The following is a 14,036-nucleotide window of genomic DNA, read 5'->3' on the forward strand; positions in this document are numbered from 1 at the left end:
GCGGTGACAACACCTCCCACCACATGTCAGTCGTCTGGGAGACTTCGACCTCTCCCGGAGTGGCCGACGTCACAAGCTTGGCTTGCAACCGAATGCAGTGTCAAGGTTTCGGTCGAAATGAGGAGATCAGTGCGCGGTCGACCACGGTCGGCCGCGGGCGAATCAGCGGCCGTACGACGGCGGCATGCCGGGCGCGGGACAGGGCGCCGACGTCGAGGTTTCATCGATCGCGGCGGGACTCGACTCGTCCAAAACGGCAGGCGCCGGTTCGGCGATCTCGGGCTCGGCTACCACAGCCCGGATGGCTAGCGCAGACAGTGCACCCCCGGCCAGCAGGACTGCGCAGATGATCATCGCGCCCCGGTAAGCGGCCGTCAGCGCCTCGGGATCGGCGTAGCTTTCACCCGCCAGCCCGGTCAGCGCCGGAAGCGCCGCCACCGCGATCAGGCCTGCGGCACGAGACACGCCGTTGTTCACGCCGCTGGCGATACCGGCCAGTTGCTGTGGGGCCGCCGCCATGACCGTCGCCGTCAACGTCGGAACCAACGTCGTCAGGCCGATCCCCAGGAGCACGACACCGGGCAACACCGCCGAGACGTACCCGTCGCCGGCGTCGATCGTGGCCAACAGGCCGACCCCTGCGGCACCGCACAGGGACCCGACCACCAGCGGAGCACGCACACCGAAGCGGGTGCTGAGGTCAGCTGAGCGGCCGGAGAAGAAGAGCATGAGCAGCGTGATGGGCAGGGTGGCGATGCCGGCGGCCAGCGGGCTCCACTCCAGCGAGACCTGCAGCTGCATGACGAGGAAGAACATGACGCCGGAGAGCCCTCCGTACACCACGAACGTCATGATGTTGATGACGCTGAAGGTGCGGTCGGAGAACAACGTCAGCGGCACCATTGGATTGGGGGCTCGCTGCTCGCGGAGGATGAAGGCCACGCCAGCGGCGACCGAGAGCACGGCTGCGCCTACGACAGTGGTCGTTGCGCCCGTCGCGGGCCAGTTGATCAGGGCATACGTGCTTGCTCCGAGAGCAAGCGCACCGAATGCGGCACCCGGTCCGTCGAACTGGCCGACGTTGTCCTCGTCGCGGCTCTCGGGCGCGTTGGTCTGGATCAGCCACACCGTGACCGCGGCCAGGGGAACGTTGATGCCGAACACCCAGCGCCAATCGAACTCGAGCAGCCAGCCTCCCAGCAGCGGGCCGATGATGCCGGAGACGCCGGTCAGCCCGGCCCAGGCGCCGATGGAACGCGCTCGATCGTCCGGATGCATCGTCGTCTGCAGGATGGCCAGTGCGCCCGGTGTGAGCAGCGCTCCGCCGACGCCTTGTAGTGCCCGCGCGGCGATGAGCACTTCGACCACTGGCGCCAAGGCGCACATCACCGACGCCGCGGTGAACCAGACGACGCCGAGGGTGAAGATGCGGCGGCGGCCGACACGGTCGCCGAGCGCGCCGCCGAGCAGAATCAGCGCGGCGAGGGTGAGCGTGTAGGCGTTGACGGTCCACTGCAAGGCCGCGAGGTCGGCGTCGAGTTCACGGCCGATGGTGGGAAGAGCGACGTTGACGACGGTGCCGTCGAGAAAGGCCATCCCGGAGCCGAGTGCCGTGGCCGCCAGCAGTGCCTTGCCGCGGGCGCTGCTGAGGCGTACTGCGTCGTCCATGGTGAGGAGCGTAGCTCTGCGTTCAGACACCGAGCGGCTGCCGCGTGTGGGAACCTGGGATGGTGCTCGCAAAACGGATCGCTCTCGGCGTAGTAGGGACCGCTGCGGCCGGTCTCGCCTACTCGGCGGGGTACGAGGTGCGGTCGTATCGGCTCCGTCGCTTCGATGTGCCGGTCCTGCCCCGAGGTAGTCGGCCGCTACGTATCCTGCATCTCTCCGATCTGCACATCACGCCAGGTCAACGACGCAAGGTCGAATGGGTCCGCGGGTTGGCGGCGCTGGAGCCCGACGTCGTTGTGAACACCGGGGACAACATGGCCCATGTCGACGCGGTGCCGACCGCGGTCGAGGCCATGGAGCCGCTGCTGGACCGGCCAGGGGTGTTCGTCTTCGGATCGAACGACTACTTCGCGCCGCGGCCGAAGAACCCAGCCCGCTACCTGCTTCCGCTCGACTGGATCCGTCGCGACAACCAGCGCGATCAGGCCGATGCCATCGACTTGCCGTGGAAAGACCTGCGCAGCGAACTCGTGGCCGCGGGGTGGCTCGACCTGAGCAACACCCGCGCAACACTGGACGTCGACGCGCGGCGGTTGAGCTTCGCCGGCGTGGACGATCCGCATCTGAACCGCGATCGGCTCGCCGAGGTTGCCGGGCCTGCCGATCACGATGCCGACGTGACGATCGGCGTGATGCACGCGCCGTACCTGCGGGTCCTCGACGCTTTCCGGAACGACGGCTACCGACTGCTGCTGGCTGGGCACACGCATGGCGGCCAGTTGTGCATCCCCGGAGTAGGTGCCGTGGTCACGAACTGTGACCTCGAACCGCGCCGCGCCAAGGGCCTGTCCCGGCACCCGGCGATCGGCGGCCCGGAGGCCGCCTGGATGCACGTCTCGGCCGGCCTGGGCACATCGCCCTACGCTCCGGTGCGGTTCGCCTGCCCGCCCGAGGCGACGTTGCTGACGCTCGTGGCCGAAGGATGACCACGTACTGAACCGATTTCTCTTCCGGCGGCGGGCTCAGATATGCTGACTCGGCGATTCGCGGGGTGTGGCGCAGCTTGGTAGCGCGCTTCGTTCGGGACGAAGAGGTCGCAGGTTCAAATCCTGTCACCCCGACCAATATCGTTGCATTCCAGAGGCCCTGTCGGTGATGCCGGCAGGGCCTTCGAGATGTCAGCAGGGATGTGCGCCGTCGATCTTGAGAGCCGTCAGGGCAACCTTGCCCTGACGGGTCGTCAGCGCCCTGATGCCACAGGGCGCCGGTACCTTGTGGCGCCATGCACTTTCATAATCTCCCGCCGGAGCCGCGCTCGAGCCGACCCAGAGCGCTGCCGGACGATGCAGAGACCGGCCGTGCCTACGTCCGCGGGCTGGTCCTGGCTGTCGTAGGGGCGGCGATCTGCGCGTTGGGCCTCTGGCTGACGTGGGGTGTGGTGCCGTGGGTCGTCGGTGCGGCCCTGTTCGGGCTGGCTCTCATCGGGTTGACGCGCACTTGGCGTACGCGGAGATGGGTCACAGTCGGCGCGGCCGTGATCGGCGTGGCTGTCGTGGGTGCCCCATTCGTGCTGCCGTACCTCGAGCGCACCGTGCCGGTCGAGTGGTCCGTGGCAGGTGAGTGGCCGCTGACATCGTCCAGCGATCTCGTGGTCACCGCCTCCGTCGACCCTCGTGAAGGCGTCCCGCCCGGAAGGGGCGACGTCGTCCACATCCGGGCGCGTACGGCGGCCAGCGGCGACGTCGTGTGGTCCCGCGAGGTCGAAGCCGAGGACGGCTTGGCCGCCAGGGTGCACCGAGCCTCGGGGGTGCTGGTGGTGTGGGCCACGACCGACCCGGGACATGCGTGGGAGTATCGCGCGTACGACATGCACAGCGGCGACGACCTCTGGACGTCGCCTGCGGGGGCGAGGATCGGCATGGTCGCGGCCAGCGGCGACCTGCTGATCATGGAGGGCGACGGGAGGCTCGAAGGATGGGACGCCCGGACCGGTGAGGTGCGTTGGTCCGAGGCGGCGGACTTCCGTGGACCGCGCCTGCAGCCGCACGACGCCTCCCGGGGGGTCGACTACGTCGGGCTGCGGGTTCCAGCGGCGGAGAAATCTGCGGCCGACGTGAAAATTCGTGTCCTGGATGCGATGTCGGGAGAATCGGTCGGCGGGCTCAGCGTGCGGCCTGGCAGCATGGTGGCCGTCGTGGGTGATCGTCTTGTCGTGGACGACGGCGCGACGGCGGCAGCGAGCGAGCGAGAGATCGGCGACACCGATTACGTGCGGGTCAACGTCACGAGCTACGCCCTACCCGCCTTGGACGAGATGTGGTCAGCTGAACTAGCCCGGCCGAAATCGATTCCGAACGCTGAGTCCGGTGTCGATCCGTTCGGGACGGGACATAGCTACACCGTCACGCCGGGGGGCGTGGTCGAGCTCGTGGCACCTACCGACGGCGCGATCTCGCGCATTCCGTCGCCTCGTGGCGTGCGGCTTACGTACTCGTCGCCGGTCGGGTTTCCGACGATCGCGAAGGTGCAGTGGTCCGAGGGCGGCCACGCGATCATGCCGGACGCCGAGCCGGCCCGGGGCGACACGCTGCTGCCTGCCGCGTATGTGGATCTCGACGAGGAGTCTGCGCGCACCGTCGACGTCCCGTCGGCGCGGCCGGAAGCGTCCCTTCCGGGTGACGACGGCCTCGATCCCGCGCCGCTGTGGCGCGGTTTCGAGGACGACCTGTTCGGGCGAACCGTGCCACACGCCTACGTCGTCGATGACGCCGACGGCGAGCTCTCGCTGCGTGACGTCGGTGCGCTGCCCAATGATGCGGGCAAAGTCACTGCCCACGCGGGCATGCTCTTCACGCGAACCGACAATCGCCTACACGCGATCGATCCCGGTGCCGTGCGCTGATCGTGCCGTCCGCCACTTCACTCACATGAAGTAGCGCAGGCCGACATAGGCCAAGGCCATCACCGAGCTGAGGATCGTCACGAAGATGCCGTACTTGGTGAACTGCCAGAACGAGATGTTGTGGCCCGCGCGGGCCGCCAGGCCGATGGCGACGACGTTGGCACTGGCGGCGATGGCGGTCCCGTTCCCGCCGAAATCCGCCCCCAAGGCGAAGGCCCACCACAACGCCTCTCCGGTGGCCGGGTCCGGCGACTGGGCGACGAGACCTTCGACGATGGGCGCCATGGTGGCGGTGTAGGGAATGTTGTCGAAGAACGCCCCCAAGATCGCCGAACCGAACACCAGGGCGGAGGCCGCGGCGAAGTAGTTCTGCCCGACGGTGTCGACCACCCAGCTACCGACGTCAGAGATCACTCCGGTGTGCGAGAGGCCGGCCACCATGACGAACAGGCCCATGAAGAAGACCAGCGTGGGCCACTCGACCTCGTTGAGTACGTCCGAGATGTCGAGGCCCGACACCAAGAGCATCACCCCGGCGCCGACCAGGGCGACGATCGACGGTTCGACATCCACCACCGCGTGCAAGCAGAACCCGATGATGACCAGCCCGAGTACCACCATGCAGCGGACGAGCAGGCGCGGATCGGTGATGGCCCGCCGCTCCTGCAAGACCATCACGGCTGCGACCCTGTCCGGGTTGTACACGAACGACTTGCGGAACAGGACTCGGGTCAGCAGCACGAACGCGCCGAAGATCACGATGACGATCGGCGTCATGTGAATGAGGAAGTCGTTGAAGCTCAACCCGGCCCGGCTGGCGATGATGATGTTGGGCGGGTCGCCGATGAGGGTCGCAGCGCCGCCGATGTTGGAGGCGAGGATCTCGGCGATGAGATACGGCTGGGCGGGTATGCCGAGCCGGTTGCACACCACGATGGTGACCGGGACCACCAGCATGATGATGGTGACGTTGTCGAGGATGGGCGAGGCGATGGCGGTGATCGCCATCAGCAGCACCATCAGCCGGTACGGCTTGCCGCGAGACTTCTTGGCCGCCCAGATGCCCAGATAGTCGAACAAGCCGGTCTGCTTGACTACCCCGACGATGATCATCATGCCGAGCAGAAGGAAGATGACGTTCCAGTCGATGCCCTCGTGCTCGGAGAAGAACACCTCTGACCCGGGAATCAGGCCGGTGACGGCCATGACGCCGGCCGCGATGAGTGCGACGGCGGTTTTGTTCGCCTTCTCTGTTGCGATGAAGAAGAACGCGACCGCGAAGATGACTATCGCGAGTGCCGCACTCATCCCTGGCGTCCCGCCGGTGTGGTGTGCGCCGGGCGTGACGTCAGTTGTCGAGATCGGGCAACGCGAGGTTGATCAGCAGGCGGTTCAGCGTGACGGCGCCGACCAGTGCGTGGGTGTGGTCGACGATGGCGACCAGCGGGCTGTGTAGCCGCCCCATGAGCGTGGCCAGTTCGAGCAACGTGGCGTCGAGACTGGCCGTGACGGGCTTGGCGGGATAGCCGGGCAGGCATTCGCCGACGGTTCGATTGCCCAGGTCCTGCCAGAACCGGTCGGCATGAGCTTCGTCGATGGTCCGGGCGAGCGCCGGATCGTCCTGATACGAGTGCAGCACGGCCATCCGGAGCACCTGGGTGCCCGGAATGACGATGCGAGGTTTCGAGTTCTCGTCGACGACGATCAACCCCGGCAGCTGCTCCTGCGTCATGACGCGAACGGCCTTGGCGACCGGGTCCTTGAGCGTGACCGTGGGTATCTGCACGACGATGTCGCGTGCCTTCATGGCACCTTTCCCCTGGGCGTGGCTGTGATCCGGCAGGCGAGATTACCCGACCTACCGACACAGCCGACGATACGCCCGCACCACGTCCGGACCCGCCGACGACTGCCAACCAACCCGGCCAGCCATGCGTCATGTGAACTCCTGTGCGTTCGGCGCTCCCGCATTCTAACGGCGCGTTTACCCCAGAAGTGACACTGACTTCCGCTCGTCGTCGGCTCTGCGCGTCAGGCGTCCCGGGCGCCGGCGGCGTAGTCGGGCAACTGCTGCAAGGCCCACTGATTGCCGTCGGGGTCGGAGAAGAAAACGAATCGGCCCCAGGGCTGCTCGTCGACCTCGCTGACCTCGATGCCGCGCTCCATCAGCTCGGCGCGGGCGGCATCGGCATCGGCCACCACCATCTGCATGTTGTCCAGCGACCCGGGCTGCATGGAGCTCAGGCCGGAGCCGATGGCGATCGAGCATGCCGACCCGGGTGGAGTGAGCTGCACGAACCTGATGGTGTCGCTGACAGCGTGGTCGTGGTCGGCGACGAATCCCGCCCGGACGTAGAAGTCTTTGGCGCGGTCGACATCGGTCACCGGTACGGCGACGAGTTCCAACTTCATGTCCATGAGACGAACCTACGAGGCATTGCGGTCATATGGTGACCGCTAGGCGATCGGGTCACGATTCTCACCCGAGCCCCGCCTGCCGATGTCATCATGGCAACAGGGTCAGCGGATCAACGTTGCCAGCGGACGGAGTCGCACATGACCACCAGGACCGAGACGATCGTCGTCGGCGTGGACGGTTCGTTCAACAGCGGCGCAGCGCTGGACTGGGCGGTGGCCGACGCGCAGCGGCGCAACGCTGGTGTTCGCATCGTCCACGTGGTGTGGGTGCCGATCACGGTGGCGGCCTTCGGTGATGCCTCGACGTTCCCGCCGCCGGACGATCTGATGGCCTACGGCGAGGAAGTCCTCACCACCGCTCGGGAGCGGGCCGCCTCCCAAGCGCCGGACGTCCACGTCGAGACTTCCCTGCTCGTGCGCCGTCCGGACGAGGCCCTGCTCGAGGCAGCGCAGGAAGCGAGCTTGGTCGTCGTCGGTACGCGCGGGCTCGGCGGCCTGGGCGCGCTGGCGCTGGGATCGGTGAGCGGCAAGGTCGCGGCGAGTGCGCCGTGTCCGACGGTGGTGGTGCCGTCCGACGTCCTGCCGTCCGATGGCCCGGTGGTCGTCGGTGTCGACGGTTCCGAACCGAGCGATGCGGCGCTGCGGTGGGCGATGACCGAGGCGGCGTTGCGTGGCGTCGACGTGGTGGCGTTGAACGCGTACCAGGTGTCGGTGCTGCCGATGCCGATCATCGATGCCGACACGATGTCGAAAGTGGCCGCGGAGGATCGCCGGCGGGCTGTCGAGCAGGCGAGTCAAGCTGTCGACCGGGCCCGCAGGGCGGTCGACGTCGACGTCGCCGTCACGGTGCACGTCGAAGCCGGTCATCCGGCCGATGTGCTGTTGGACCACGGGCGCGACGCAGCGCTGGTCGTCGTCGGCTCGCGGGGTCTCGGCAAGTTCCGCGGCCTGTTGCTCGGTTCGATCAGCCAGGCCGTACTCCACCAGGCGACGCGTCCAGTGGCCGTCGTCCGTGCTCCGGACGAGCCCGCGTGACCACCGAGCATTGACTTTCCAAGTTGGAATGTGATTGACTTTCCGACATGGAAAATAATGACGTGCAGCAGCCTGACCCGCTGACGATGATCGGCGAGGCGCGCACCGCCGCCGCGGAGCGGCTGGTGACGCCGTGGTGGTATCACCCGATCCTGGGGCTGCTGTTGGCGGGGCATCTCGTCGCGTTCAGCTTCGGTGACACCTTGGTGCGAAGCGTGGCTACGCTGCTGTTCCTGGCCGGCATCGCGCTGCTGGTGCAGACCTACCGCCGGTTGACCGGCGTGTGGATCTCCGGCTTCGAGGCAGGGCGCGCCAGTCGCTGGGCTTACGCCATGGGTGCTCTGGTCGGGGTACTGATGGTGGCTTCCCTCGTCATCGTGTGGACGACGTCGCTGGCCTGGCCGACGTGGGTCATGGCGGCCGTTGTCGGGGTGGCTGTCGTGGTGCTCGGGCGACGCTTCGACGTGGCGTTGCGGGCCCAGTTGCGGGCAGGCGCATGAGCACGCAGTTCAACGAGATCATCCATGCGCCGCACCGGCTACGGATCTGCGCGTTCCTCGATGCGACCTCGTCGGCGGAGTTCGCGACACTGCGCGACATGCTCGGCGTGGCCGACTCGGTGGTCAGCAAGAACCTGAAGGTCCTGCAGGACGCTGGCTACGTGACGATCTCCAAGCCCACCGGACGGGGCCGGGTGCGGACCTGGGCGGCGCTCACCCCCGCCGGTCGGCGCGCCTATGCCGACCACGTTGCCGCCCTCAAGAGCGTCGTCGGCTGACCGCTCACCGACTGGCGTCGATCACGCAGAACAGGTTGCCCTCGGTATCGGCGAGCACGACGAAGTCGGCATCGTCGGGATACACCCATGGCACGCGGGTGGCGCCGAGCGCGATCAGCCGCTCCACCTCGGCGGCCTGTTCGGCCGCGTCGTCGGCCGACAGATCGAGGTGCATCCGGTCGCCCTCATCCAGATGGACACGTGGGCCGTCGCCGTCCGGCGGGAGGAGGAAGGCCGGGTTGTCCGGATGCGGGACGTAACCGAGCGCGCCGGTCCAGAACTGGCCCGCGCGGCGAACGTCCGACACGTTCATGACGATCGACCTGATCCGCGCCATCGCCTTACCTCCACCGTCCGTCGGCCTGGGCGGCCGCGACGTGGTCGAGGCCGGGCGGTTGCATTCGTCCGGCCGCCGTCAACGCCTCGACTCTGGCGACGTTGATCTTCGACCACGAACTCCTCGGCCGCCTGCGTGAGTAGCGCTGCAGGAAAGACACGTCGTCATAGGCCCTGCGCAGACCGTCGATCCAGCCGTAACACAACGCGACGTCGAGTGCCTCGTCGATCGAGACGAGGCCGGCCCCGCGGTTCTTCTTGCCGATGCGCAGCCATGCCTCGGTGTGTACGTCGTGATGGCTGCGCAGCCACCTCTCCCAGCCGTCGGCGTCAGGGAACTCGAGGACGTCCACGACCCTCACCTCTTCGCGGCAGATGGACTTTCACGGTAGTGCGGCGCGCGGTCCGCCCTCAACCCTTGCTCAAACTTCACATCGTGTGTATTTTCAAACTACACACAATGTGAACTTGAGGAGATGGTCGGGATGGCCGCGGGGAAGAACCGATGGGCGTTGGTCGCCGGCGCCGGGATCGCCGTGTTCATGGCGCAACTCGATGCGACGGTGGTCCAGGTCGCGTTACCGACGATCGAGGCGGACTTCGGAACGGCGACGAGCCTGTCCCAGTGGGTCGTTCTCGCCTACGTCCTGCCCCTGATCGCACTGTCGCTACCGAGCGGCCGCTGGCTGGACGGCGTGGGGGCGCGTGCCGCCCTGACCTTTGCCGTCACCGGATTCGCCGTGTCGAGCACCGCCGTGGGCCTGGCGCCCGGGATGGGCTGGTTGATCGCGGCTCGCGTCGTTCAGGGTGGCTTCGGCGCCGTGTTGTTCGCCTTGGTCCCTGTGCTGGCGACGACGGCCGTGCGGCCGGAGGCACGCGGGCGGGCGATGGGCGTGGTCATGACGCTGGGACCGCTCGGCGGCGTCAGCGGGCCGTTGCTCGGCGGGCTGCTCGTCGACACCCTCGGCTGGCCGGCCATCTTCTACCTGAACGTGCCGGTGGGCCTGCTCGTCATCGGGATCGGGCTCGGCCAGTTGCCGGCCGATCGCGGGCTCAGCCTGCCGGATCGGTCCTGGGCCATGGAAACGGGGTTGATCGGCGCAGCTGCGATAGCGGTGATGCTGGGGCTGTCCCTGGCTGCCGAAGGTGGGCCGGCCTGGCTGTTGTTGCTGATCGCGGCCGTGCCGTTCGTGGCGATGTGGCGACGCTCGGCGAGCAGCGAGCCGGTGCGTGAACTCTTCGGCGCCCGCGGGATGCCAGGCCCGCACCTTGCGCTGATGTTGGAGATGACCGCTGTCATGGCGGTGCTGTTCCTGGTCCCGTTCTTCCTGCACCAGGTCGCGGGCGCGACCACGGCGCAGATCGGCGTCACCATGCTCGCCTTCCCCGTCATGGTGATGGCTTTCGGCTTCGTCAGCGGCGTGCTGGCCGACCGATTCGGAGCCACGCGGGTGGTGGTCACCGGATCCGTCATCATCGCGATCGGGTTACTGCTGCTCGCGCCGCTGAGCTCGACGTGGAGCGCGGGCGATCTCGCGTGGCGGTTGGCCGTGGCCGGCGCCGGAGCGGGGTTGTTCGCCGGGCCCAACCAGACGCTGGCGATGGCTCGTTCGCCGCGTCACCTGCTCGGAACGACCGGAGCATCGACCAGCCTCGCACGGCAACTCGGCATCGCTTTCGGGCCGGCTCTGACCACCACGGTCTGGTCGCTGGCTGGAGATGGCGTCGACGGCATGCGCGCGGCTGTCCTCCTCGCCGTCGTGCTGGCCGCGAGCAGTGGCGTCGTTCAGCGGCGCCGGACGTCGATCAACCGCGAGCCGGTCCGTACGCCCGTCAAGACGACGGCCTGACAGAGAGGAAACCCTGATGACCATCCATGCCAAGATCGCCGGCTGGTCCGGCATCGTCGCCGGACTCGGGCTCGCCGTCGAGGGAGCCTTGTGGACGCTCAGCGGTTGGACCGCGGATACCTTCACCGACCCGGCGTCGGCCATCGACTTTCTACGCGAGGACGGCGCGATGCTGCGAGCAGCCGTTTTCGTGGGGCTGTTGAACCTGGTCTTCGCGGTCGTCTTCGTCGCCGGGCTCGCCGGACGCATTCGGGGCCGAGCGCCCATCGCGGCCGCGGCGACGTTGTGGTTCGGCATGATCGGCATCGCTTTGCATCTGATCGTGCCGTTCGGCCACTGGTACGGGGTCCCGGCCTTCGTCGACGCGGCCGATCGGGACGCAACCGCCGCCCAGAGCGCATGGACCGCCTTCACCGTCGTGCTCGATGCGGCCGGTGGTGCGGCGAACCTGTTCCTCGGCCTGTCGATGCTTGCTGCAGGCTGGGCAGCAGTGGCGCGACGTGCCCTTCCGGCCGGGTTCGGGTGGGTAGCACTCATCGCGGGCACGGCCACGGCGGTGACGATCTTCGCGCCGGACACCCCACTGACCGCGGTCGCCGGGGCGGTGTTCATGCCGTCGCTGCTACTCAGTGTCGTGGTCCGCATCTGGGGTGGCATCGCCTTGACCCAGGCCGAGCCGGTCACCGACCCGATCCAGGCGGCGGCGCCACCACGCTGATCGGTCCGGGTCGCGCATCGCGTAGGCGCGCAACGCCGCCGGGTCCGGGCTCGGCGGCGTGCGCGGGACCGGGAGAAACCCGTCGACCGGCACCAGCGAGTCGGTCGCCGCGACGATATCGCCGTCGAGCAGGCTCAGTGTCCCCAGCCCGCAGGCGTGGTCGAGGTCGGGCAATGCGCCGGCGAGGGCCAGCTGGGCCGCCAGTCCGACGCTGGTCTCCAGGGCCGAGGAGACTACGCACGGCAACCCGCACGCCTCGGCCACCTGCAGGGCCCGGCGGACGCCACCGAGGGGCGTGCACTTGATGACGGCGATGTCCGCCGCCCCGGCGACGGCGACGGCGAGCGGATCGTCGGCCTGCCGAATCGACTCGTCGGCCGCGATGGGGACGTCGACGCGACGGCGGACGGCGGCCAGTTCGGTGATGCTCCGGCACGGTTGCTCGACGTATTCGAGACCGCCGGCCGCGCGATCGAGCTGGCGAATCCGGGCGATGGCCGTGTCGACGTCCCACGCGGCATTGGCATCCACCCGGATCGCCCCGTCCGGTCCGAGGGCGTCGCGGACGGCCTCGACCCGGGCCATGTCCTCGGCCTGTGCGTCCGGATGGTCTGCGACCTTGACCTTCGCCGTCGCACAGCCCGAACCGGCGGCGATGGCGTGGGCACGTTCGGCGTCGACCGCCGGCACGGTGCAGTTGACCGGGACGCGGTCACGTACTGGCGCGGGCCAGCCTTCGGTGGCCTGCTCCACGGCCGTGGCCAGCCACGACGCCGCGACGGCATCGTCGTACTCGGGAAACGGGCAGAACTCTCCCCATCCGGCCGGACCTTGGATCAGCATGCCTTCGCGCACGGTGATGCCTCGAAACCGGGTGCGCAGGGGGATCGCGTAAACGTGCGGACCGGCGGACACGGCGTCAGCGTACGCGAGCGACGTTTTCCGGCCCGATTTCTCGACGACCTGTCGATTTCCTGAGGAGCCGTTCGACGTATCGGTGAGGACGGAGAACAGGAGCTCGACATGGCGAACATGACGATGACACGACCGGATGTCACCCACTGGCTGGGCCGCACGTTCAGCGGCGCGGTGCACCTGCCGGGCGACGAGGGGTACGACGCGCACCGCCGCCCGCTCGCGCCGACGCTGGACCCCCGCCCGGCGCTGGTGGCCGAGGCCACGAACATCGCTGACGTGCACGCGGCGGTCGTCGCCGCGCGCGACTACGACGTGCCGTTCGCCGTCCAGGCCACCGGCCACGGTACGCATGTGCCCTGCGACGACGGGCTGCTGCTGAAGACGACGTCGATGAACACCGTGCAGGTCGATCCGCACCGCCAGGTCGCACACGTCGGGCCCGGAGCCGTGTGGGGTGACGTGCTCGCCGCCGCGTCGGCGTACGGCCTGGCGCCGCTGTCGGGTTCGTCGAACTCCGTCGGTGTCACCGGGTTCACGCTCGGCGGCGGGATGGGCTGGCTGGGACGGCTGTATGGCCTGGCTGCGGACAGCGTGCTGAGCGCGGAAGTCGTGACGGCCGAGGGGCGGCTGGTGCGCGCCGATGCATACGAGAATGCCGATCTGTTCTGGGCGTTGCGTGGCGGTGGCGGCAGCTTCGGGGTGGTGACCTCGCTGGAGTTCCGCCTCTACCCCGTCACCGAGGTCTACGGCGGCATCTCGTACTTCGCGCCCGAACGAGCCGACGAGACGCTGGCGGCCTACGGCGACTGGGCTCGCGGGGCGCCCGACGCGATGAGCACCGCCATCGTGCTCACCACGGTGGACGGCCGACGGGTGCTGGGCATCAAGGCGATGTACGCCGGCGGTGCCGACGAGGCCGAACGCCTGCTGCGTCCGTTGCGCGCGGCTGCCGGGCCGGCCTTGGTGGACGGGTACCGATCGATGCGGTACGCCGACGCCGCGATGGGCGGCACGCCCGCCAGGTACCTGGACTTCTTCCCGGACCTGCCGGACGCGGTGATCAAGCGGCTGGTCGACACGGCCGGGGCCGTCGACGGCGCCGGCGCGAACGTCGAGGTGCGTCACTGGGGCGGGGCGCTGGCCCGCCCGGGCGCCGACGGCGGACCGGCGGGGCGCAACACCGCGGAGTTCAGCGTCATCGTCGATGCGCCGACGCCCCACGTGGTGAACGGTCTTCGCCCGTACGGCATCGGCGGGGCGTTCCTGAACTTCCTGTCCGACACGTCTCGCACCGCACAGGCGTACACCGCGAGTGACTACGCGCGGCTGCGCACGGTGAAGCGGGCCTACGACCCCGAGAACGTGTTCGGCGTCGGGCACAGCATTCTCCCCGCCGCATGAGCGGACCGGCCG

Annotated in this window: 15 protein-coding genes and 1 tRNA gene; 9 read left to right on the top strand and 7 right to left on the bottom strand. The window is 68.5% G+C overall.

Translation table 11 applies throughout. From position 1 onward, the window contains the following. Positions 1 to 162 precede the first annotated feature (162 nt). Positions 163 to 1,668 carry an MFS transporter gene (locus M6444_RS15135; RefSeq protein WP_298329041.1) on the bottom strand — a complete coding sequence of 502 codons (1,506 nt, stop codon included), beginning with the start codon at positions 1,666 to 1,668 and terminating at the stop codon, positions 163 to 165. A gap of 59 nt (positions 1,669 to 1,727) precedes the next feature. On the opposite strand from M6444_RS15135, the gene M6444_RS15140 reads away from it, so the two are divergent. From M6444_RS15140 to M6444_RS15150, 3 genes are all read left to right on the top strand, one after another. After that, a complete protein-coding gene (locus tag M6444_RS15140; RefSeq protein WP_298329044.1) occupies positions 1,728 to 2,654 on the top strand; it encodes a metallophosphoesterase in 927 nt (308 codons plus the stop codon). Positions 2,655 to 2,715: 61 nt separating this feature from the next. After that, positions 2,716 to 2,792, top strand: a tRNA-Pro gene (locus M6444_RS15145). A 158-nt stretch (positions 2,793 to 2,950) separates the two neighbouring features. After that, positions 2,951 to 4,570, top strand: coding sequence for a PQQ-binding-like beta-propeller repeat protein (locus tag M6444_RS15150; protein ID WP_298329047.1), 1,620 nt, complete (start codon positions 2,951 to 2,953; stop codon positions 4,568 to 4,570). 21 nt (positions 4,571 to 4,591) lie between these two features. Here M6444_RS15150 and M6444_RS15155 read toward each other — a convergent pair whose 3' ends face one another. From M6444_RS15155 to M6444_RS15165, 3 genes are all read right to left on the bottom strand, one after another. Next, positions 4,592 to 5,878: an ArsB/NhaD family transporter gene (locus tag M6444_RS15155; RefSeq protein ID WP_298329050.1), complete on the bottom strand. Its 1,287-nt coding sequence runs from the start codon at positions 5,876 to 5,878 to the stop codon at positions 4,592 to 4,594. Positions 5,879 to 5,918: 40 nt separating this feature from the next. Further along, positions 5,919 to 6,377, bottom strand: coding sequence for a CBS domain-containing protein (locus tag M6444_RS15160; protein WP_298329053.1), 459 nt, complete (start codon positions 6,375 to 6,377; stop codon positions 5,919 to 5,921). A gap of 224 nt (positions 6,378 to 6,601) precedes the next feature. Further along, on the bottom strand, positions 6,602 to 6,988 hold the full coding sequence (locus M6444_RS15165) for a VOC family protein (protein WP_298329055.1): 387 nt from the start codon (positions 6,986 to 6,988) through the stop codon (positions 6,602 to 6,604). A gap of 138 nt (positions 6,989 to 7,126) precedes the next feature. Here M6444_RS15165 and M6444_RS15170 point away from each other — a divergent pair, with 138 nt between their 5' ends. From M6444_RS15170 to M6444_RS15180, 3 genes are all read left to right on the top strand, one after another. After that, complete coding sequence (locus M6444_RS15170; RefSeq protein ID WP_298329059.1) at positions 7,127 to 8,023, top strand: universal stress protein; 897 nt, start codon at positions 7,127 to 7,129, stop codon at positions 8,021 to 8,023. A 62-nt stretch (positions 8,024 to 8,085) separates the two neighbouring features. Beyond that, positions 8,086 to 8,523 (top strand): hypothetical protein, encoded by a 438-nt coding sequence (locus M6444_RS15175; RefSeq protein WP_298329062.1) that lies wholly within the window; start codon positions 8,086 to 8,088, stop codon positions 8,521 to 8,523. Beyond that, entirely contained in the window at positions 8,520 to 8,801 is a 282-nt protein-coding gene (locus M6444_RS15180) for a transcriptional regulator (protein ID WP_298329065.1), read from the top strand. The genes M6444_RS15175 and M6444_RS15180 overlap by 4 nt, the downstream gene beginning before the upstream one ends. A gap of 4 nt (positions 8,802 to 8,805) precedes the next feature. Here the strand turns inward: M6444_RS15180 and M6444_RS15185 are convergent, their stop codons facing one another. After that, the gene (locus M6444_RS15185; RefSeq protein ID WP_363326390.1) at positions 8,806 to 9,138 is read right to left on the bottom strand and encodes a VOC family protein; all 333 of its coding nucleotides are present in this window, start codon (positions 9,136 to 9,138) and stop codon (positions 8,806 to 8,808) included. A gap of 4 nt (positions 9,139 to 9,142) precedes the next feature. Then, positions 9,143 to 9,490, bottom strand: coding sequence for a hypothetical protein (locus M6444_RS15190; RefSeq protein WP_298329071.1), 348 nt, complete (start codon positions 9,488 to 9,490; stop codon positions 9,143 to 9,145). Positions 9,491 to 9,622: 132 nt separating this feature from the next. Here M6444_RS15190 and M6444_RS15195 point away from each other — a divergent pair, with 132 nt between their 5' ends. Continuing rightward, positions 9,623 to 10,987 carry an MFS transporter gene (locus M6444_RS15195; protein WP_298329074.1) on the top strand — a complete coding sequence of 455 codons (1,365 nt, stop codon included), beginning with the start codon at positions 9,623 to 9,625 and terminating at the stop codon, positions 10,985 to 10,987. A gap of 16 nt (positions 10,988 to 11,003) precedes the next feature. After that, positions 11,004 to 11,705 carry a DUF4386 family protein gene (locus M6444_RS15200; protein WP_298329076.1) on the top strand — a complete coding sequence of 234 codons (702 nt, stop codon included), beginning with the start codon at positions 11,004 to 11,006 and terminating at the stop codon, positions 11,703 to 11,705. Here M6444_RS15200 and M6444_RS15205 read toward each other — a convergent pair. Continuing rightward, positions 11,610 to 12,620: an o-succinylbenzoate synthase gene (locus M6444_RS15205; protein ID WP_298329077.1), complete on the bottom strand. Its 1,011-nt coding sequence runs from the start codon at positions 12,618 to 12,620 to the stop codon at positions 11,610 to 11,612. The genes M6444_RS15200 and M6444_RS15205 overlap by 96 nt on opposite strands. A 108-nt stretch (positions 12,621 to 12,728) precedes the next feature. Between M6444_RS15205 and M6444_RS15210 the strand changes: the two genes are divergently transcribed. After that, positions 12,729 to 14,024, top strand: coding sequence for an FAD-binding oxidoreductase (locus M6444_RS15210; protein WP_298329079.1), 1,296 nt, complete (start codon positions 12,729 to 12,731; stop codon positions 14,022 to 14,024). The last annotated feature ends 12 nt before the right edge of the window (positions 14,025 to 14,036 follow it).

The sequence above is a fragment of the Haloactinopolyspora sp. genome (assembly GCF_027324685.1).
Taxonomy (GTDB): domain Bacteria; phylum Actinomycetota; class Actinomycetes; order Jiangellales; family Jiangellaceae; genus Haloactinopolyspora.

Excerpts from the sequence above, each read along its gene's own strand:
- M6444_RS15135 (WP_298329041.1), bottom strand. The coding sequence starts at position 1,668 with ATGGACGACGCAGTACGCCTCAGCAGCGCCCGCGGCAAGGCACTGCTG.
- M6444_RS15140 (WP_298329044.1), top strand. The coding sequence starts at position 1,728 with ATGGTGCTCGCAAAACGGATCGCTCTCGGCGTAGTAGGGACCGCTGCG.
- M6444_RS15150 (WP_298329047.1), top strand. The coding sequence starts at position 2,951 with ATGCACTTTCATAATCTCCCGCCGGAGCCGCGCTCGAGCCGACCCAGA.
- M6444_RS15155 (WP_298329050.1), bottom strand. The coding sequence starts at position 5,878 with ATGAGTGCGGCACTCGCGATAGTCATCTTCGCGGTCGCGTTCTTCTTC.
- M6444_RS15160 (WP_298329053.1), bottom strand. The coding sequence starts at position 6,377 with ATGAAGGCACGCGACATCGTCGTGCAGATACCCACGGTCACGCTCAAG.
- M6444_RS15165 (WP_298329055.1), bottom strand. The coding sequence starts at position 6,988 with ATGGACATGAAGTTGGAACTCGTCGCCGTACCGGTGACCGATGTCGAC.
- M6444_RS15170 (WP_298329059.1), top strand. The coding sequence starts at position 7,127 with ATGACCACCAGGACCGAGACGATCGTCGTCGGCGTGGACGGTTCGTTC.
- M6444_RS15180 (WP_298329065.1), top strand. The coding sequence starts at position 8,520 with ATGAGCACGCAGTTCAACGAGATCATCCATGCGCCGCACCGGCTACGG.
- M6444_RS15185 (WP_363326390.1), bottom strand. The coding sequence starts at position 9,138 with ATGGCGCGGATCAGGTCGATCGTCATGAACGTGTCGGACGTTCGCCGC.
- M6444_RS15195 (WP_298329074.1), top strand. The coding sequence starts at position 9,623 with ATGGCCGCGGGGAAGAACCGATGGGCGTTGGTCGCCGGCGCCGGGATC.
- M6444_RS15200 (WP_298329076.1), top strand. The coding sequence starts at position 11,004 with ATGACCATCCATGCCAAGATCGCCGGCTGGTCCGGCATCGTCGCCGGA.
- M6444_RS15210 (WP_298329079.1), top strand. The coding sequence starts at position 12,729 with ATGGCGAACATGACGATGACACGACCGGATGTCACCCACTGGCTGGGC.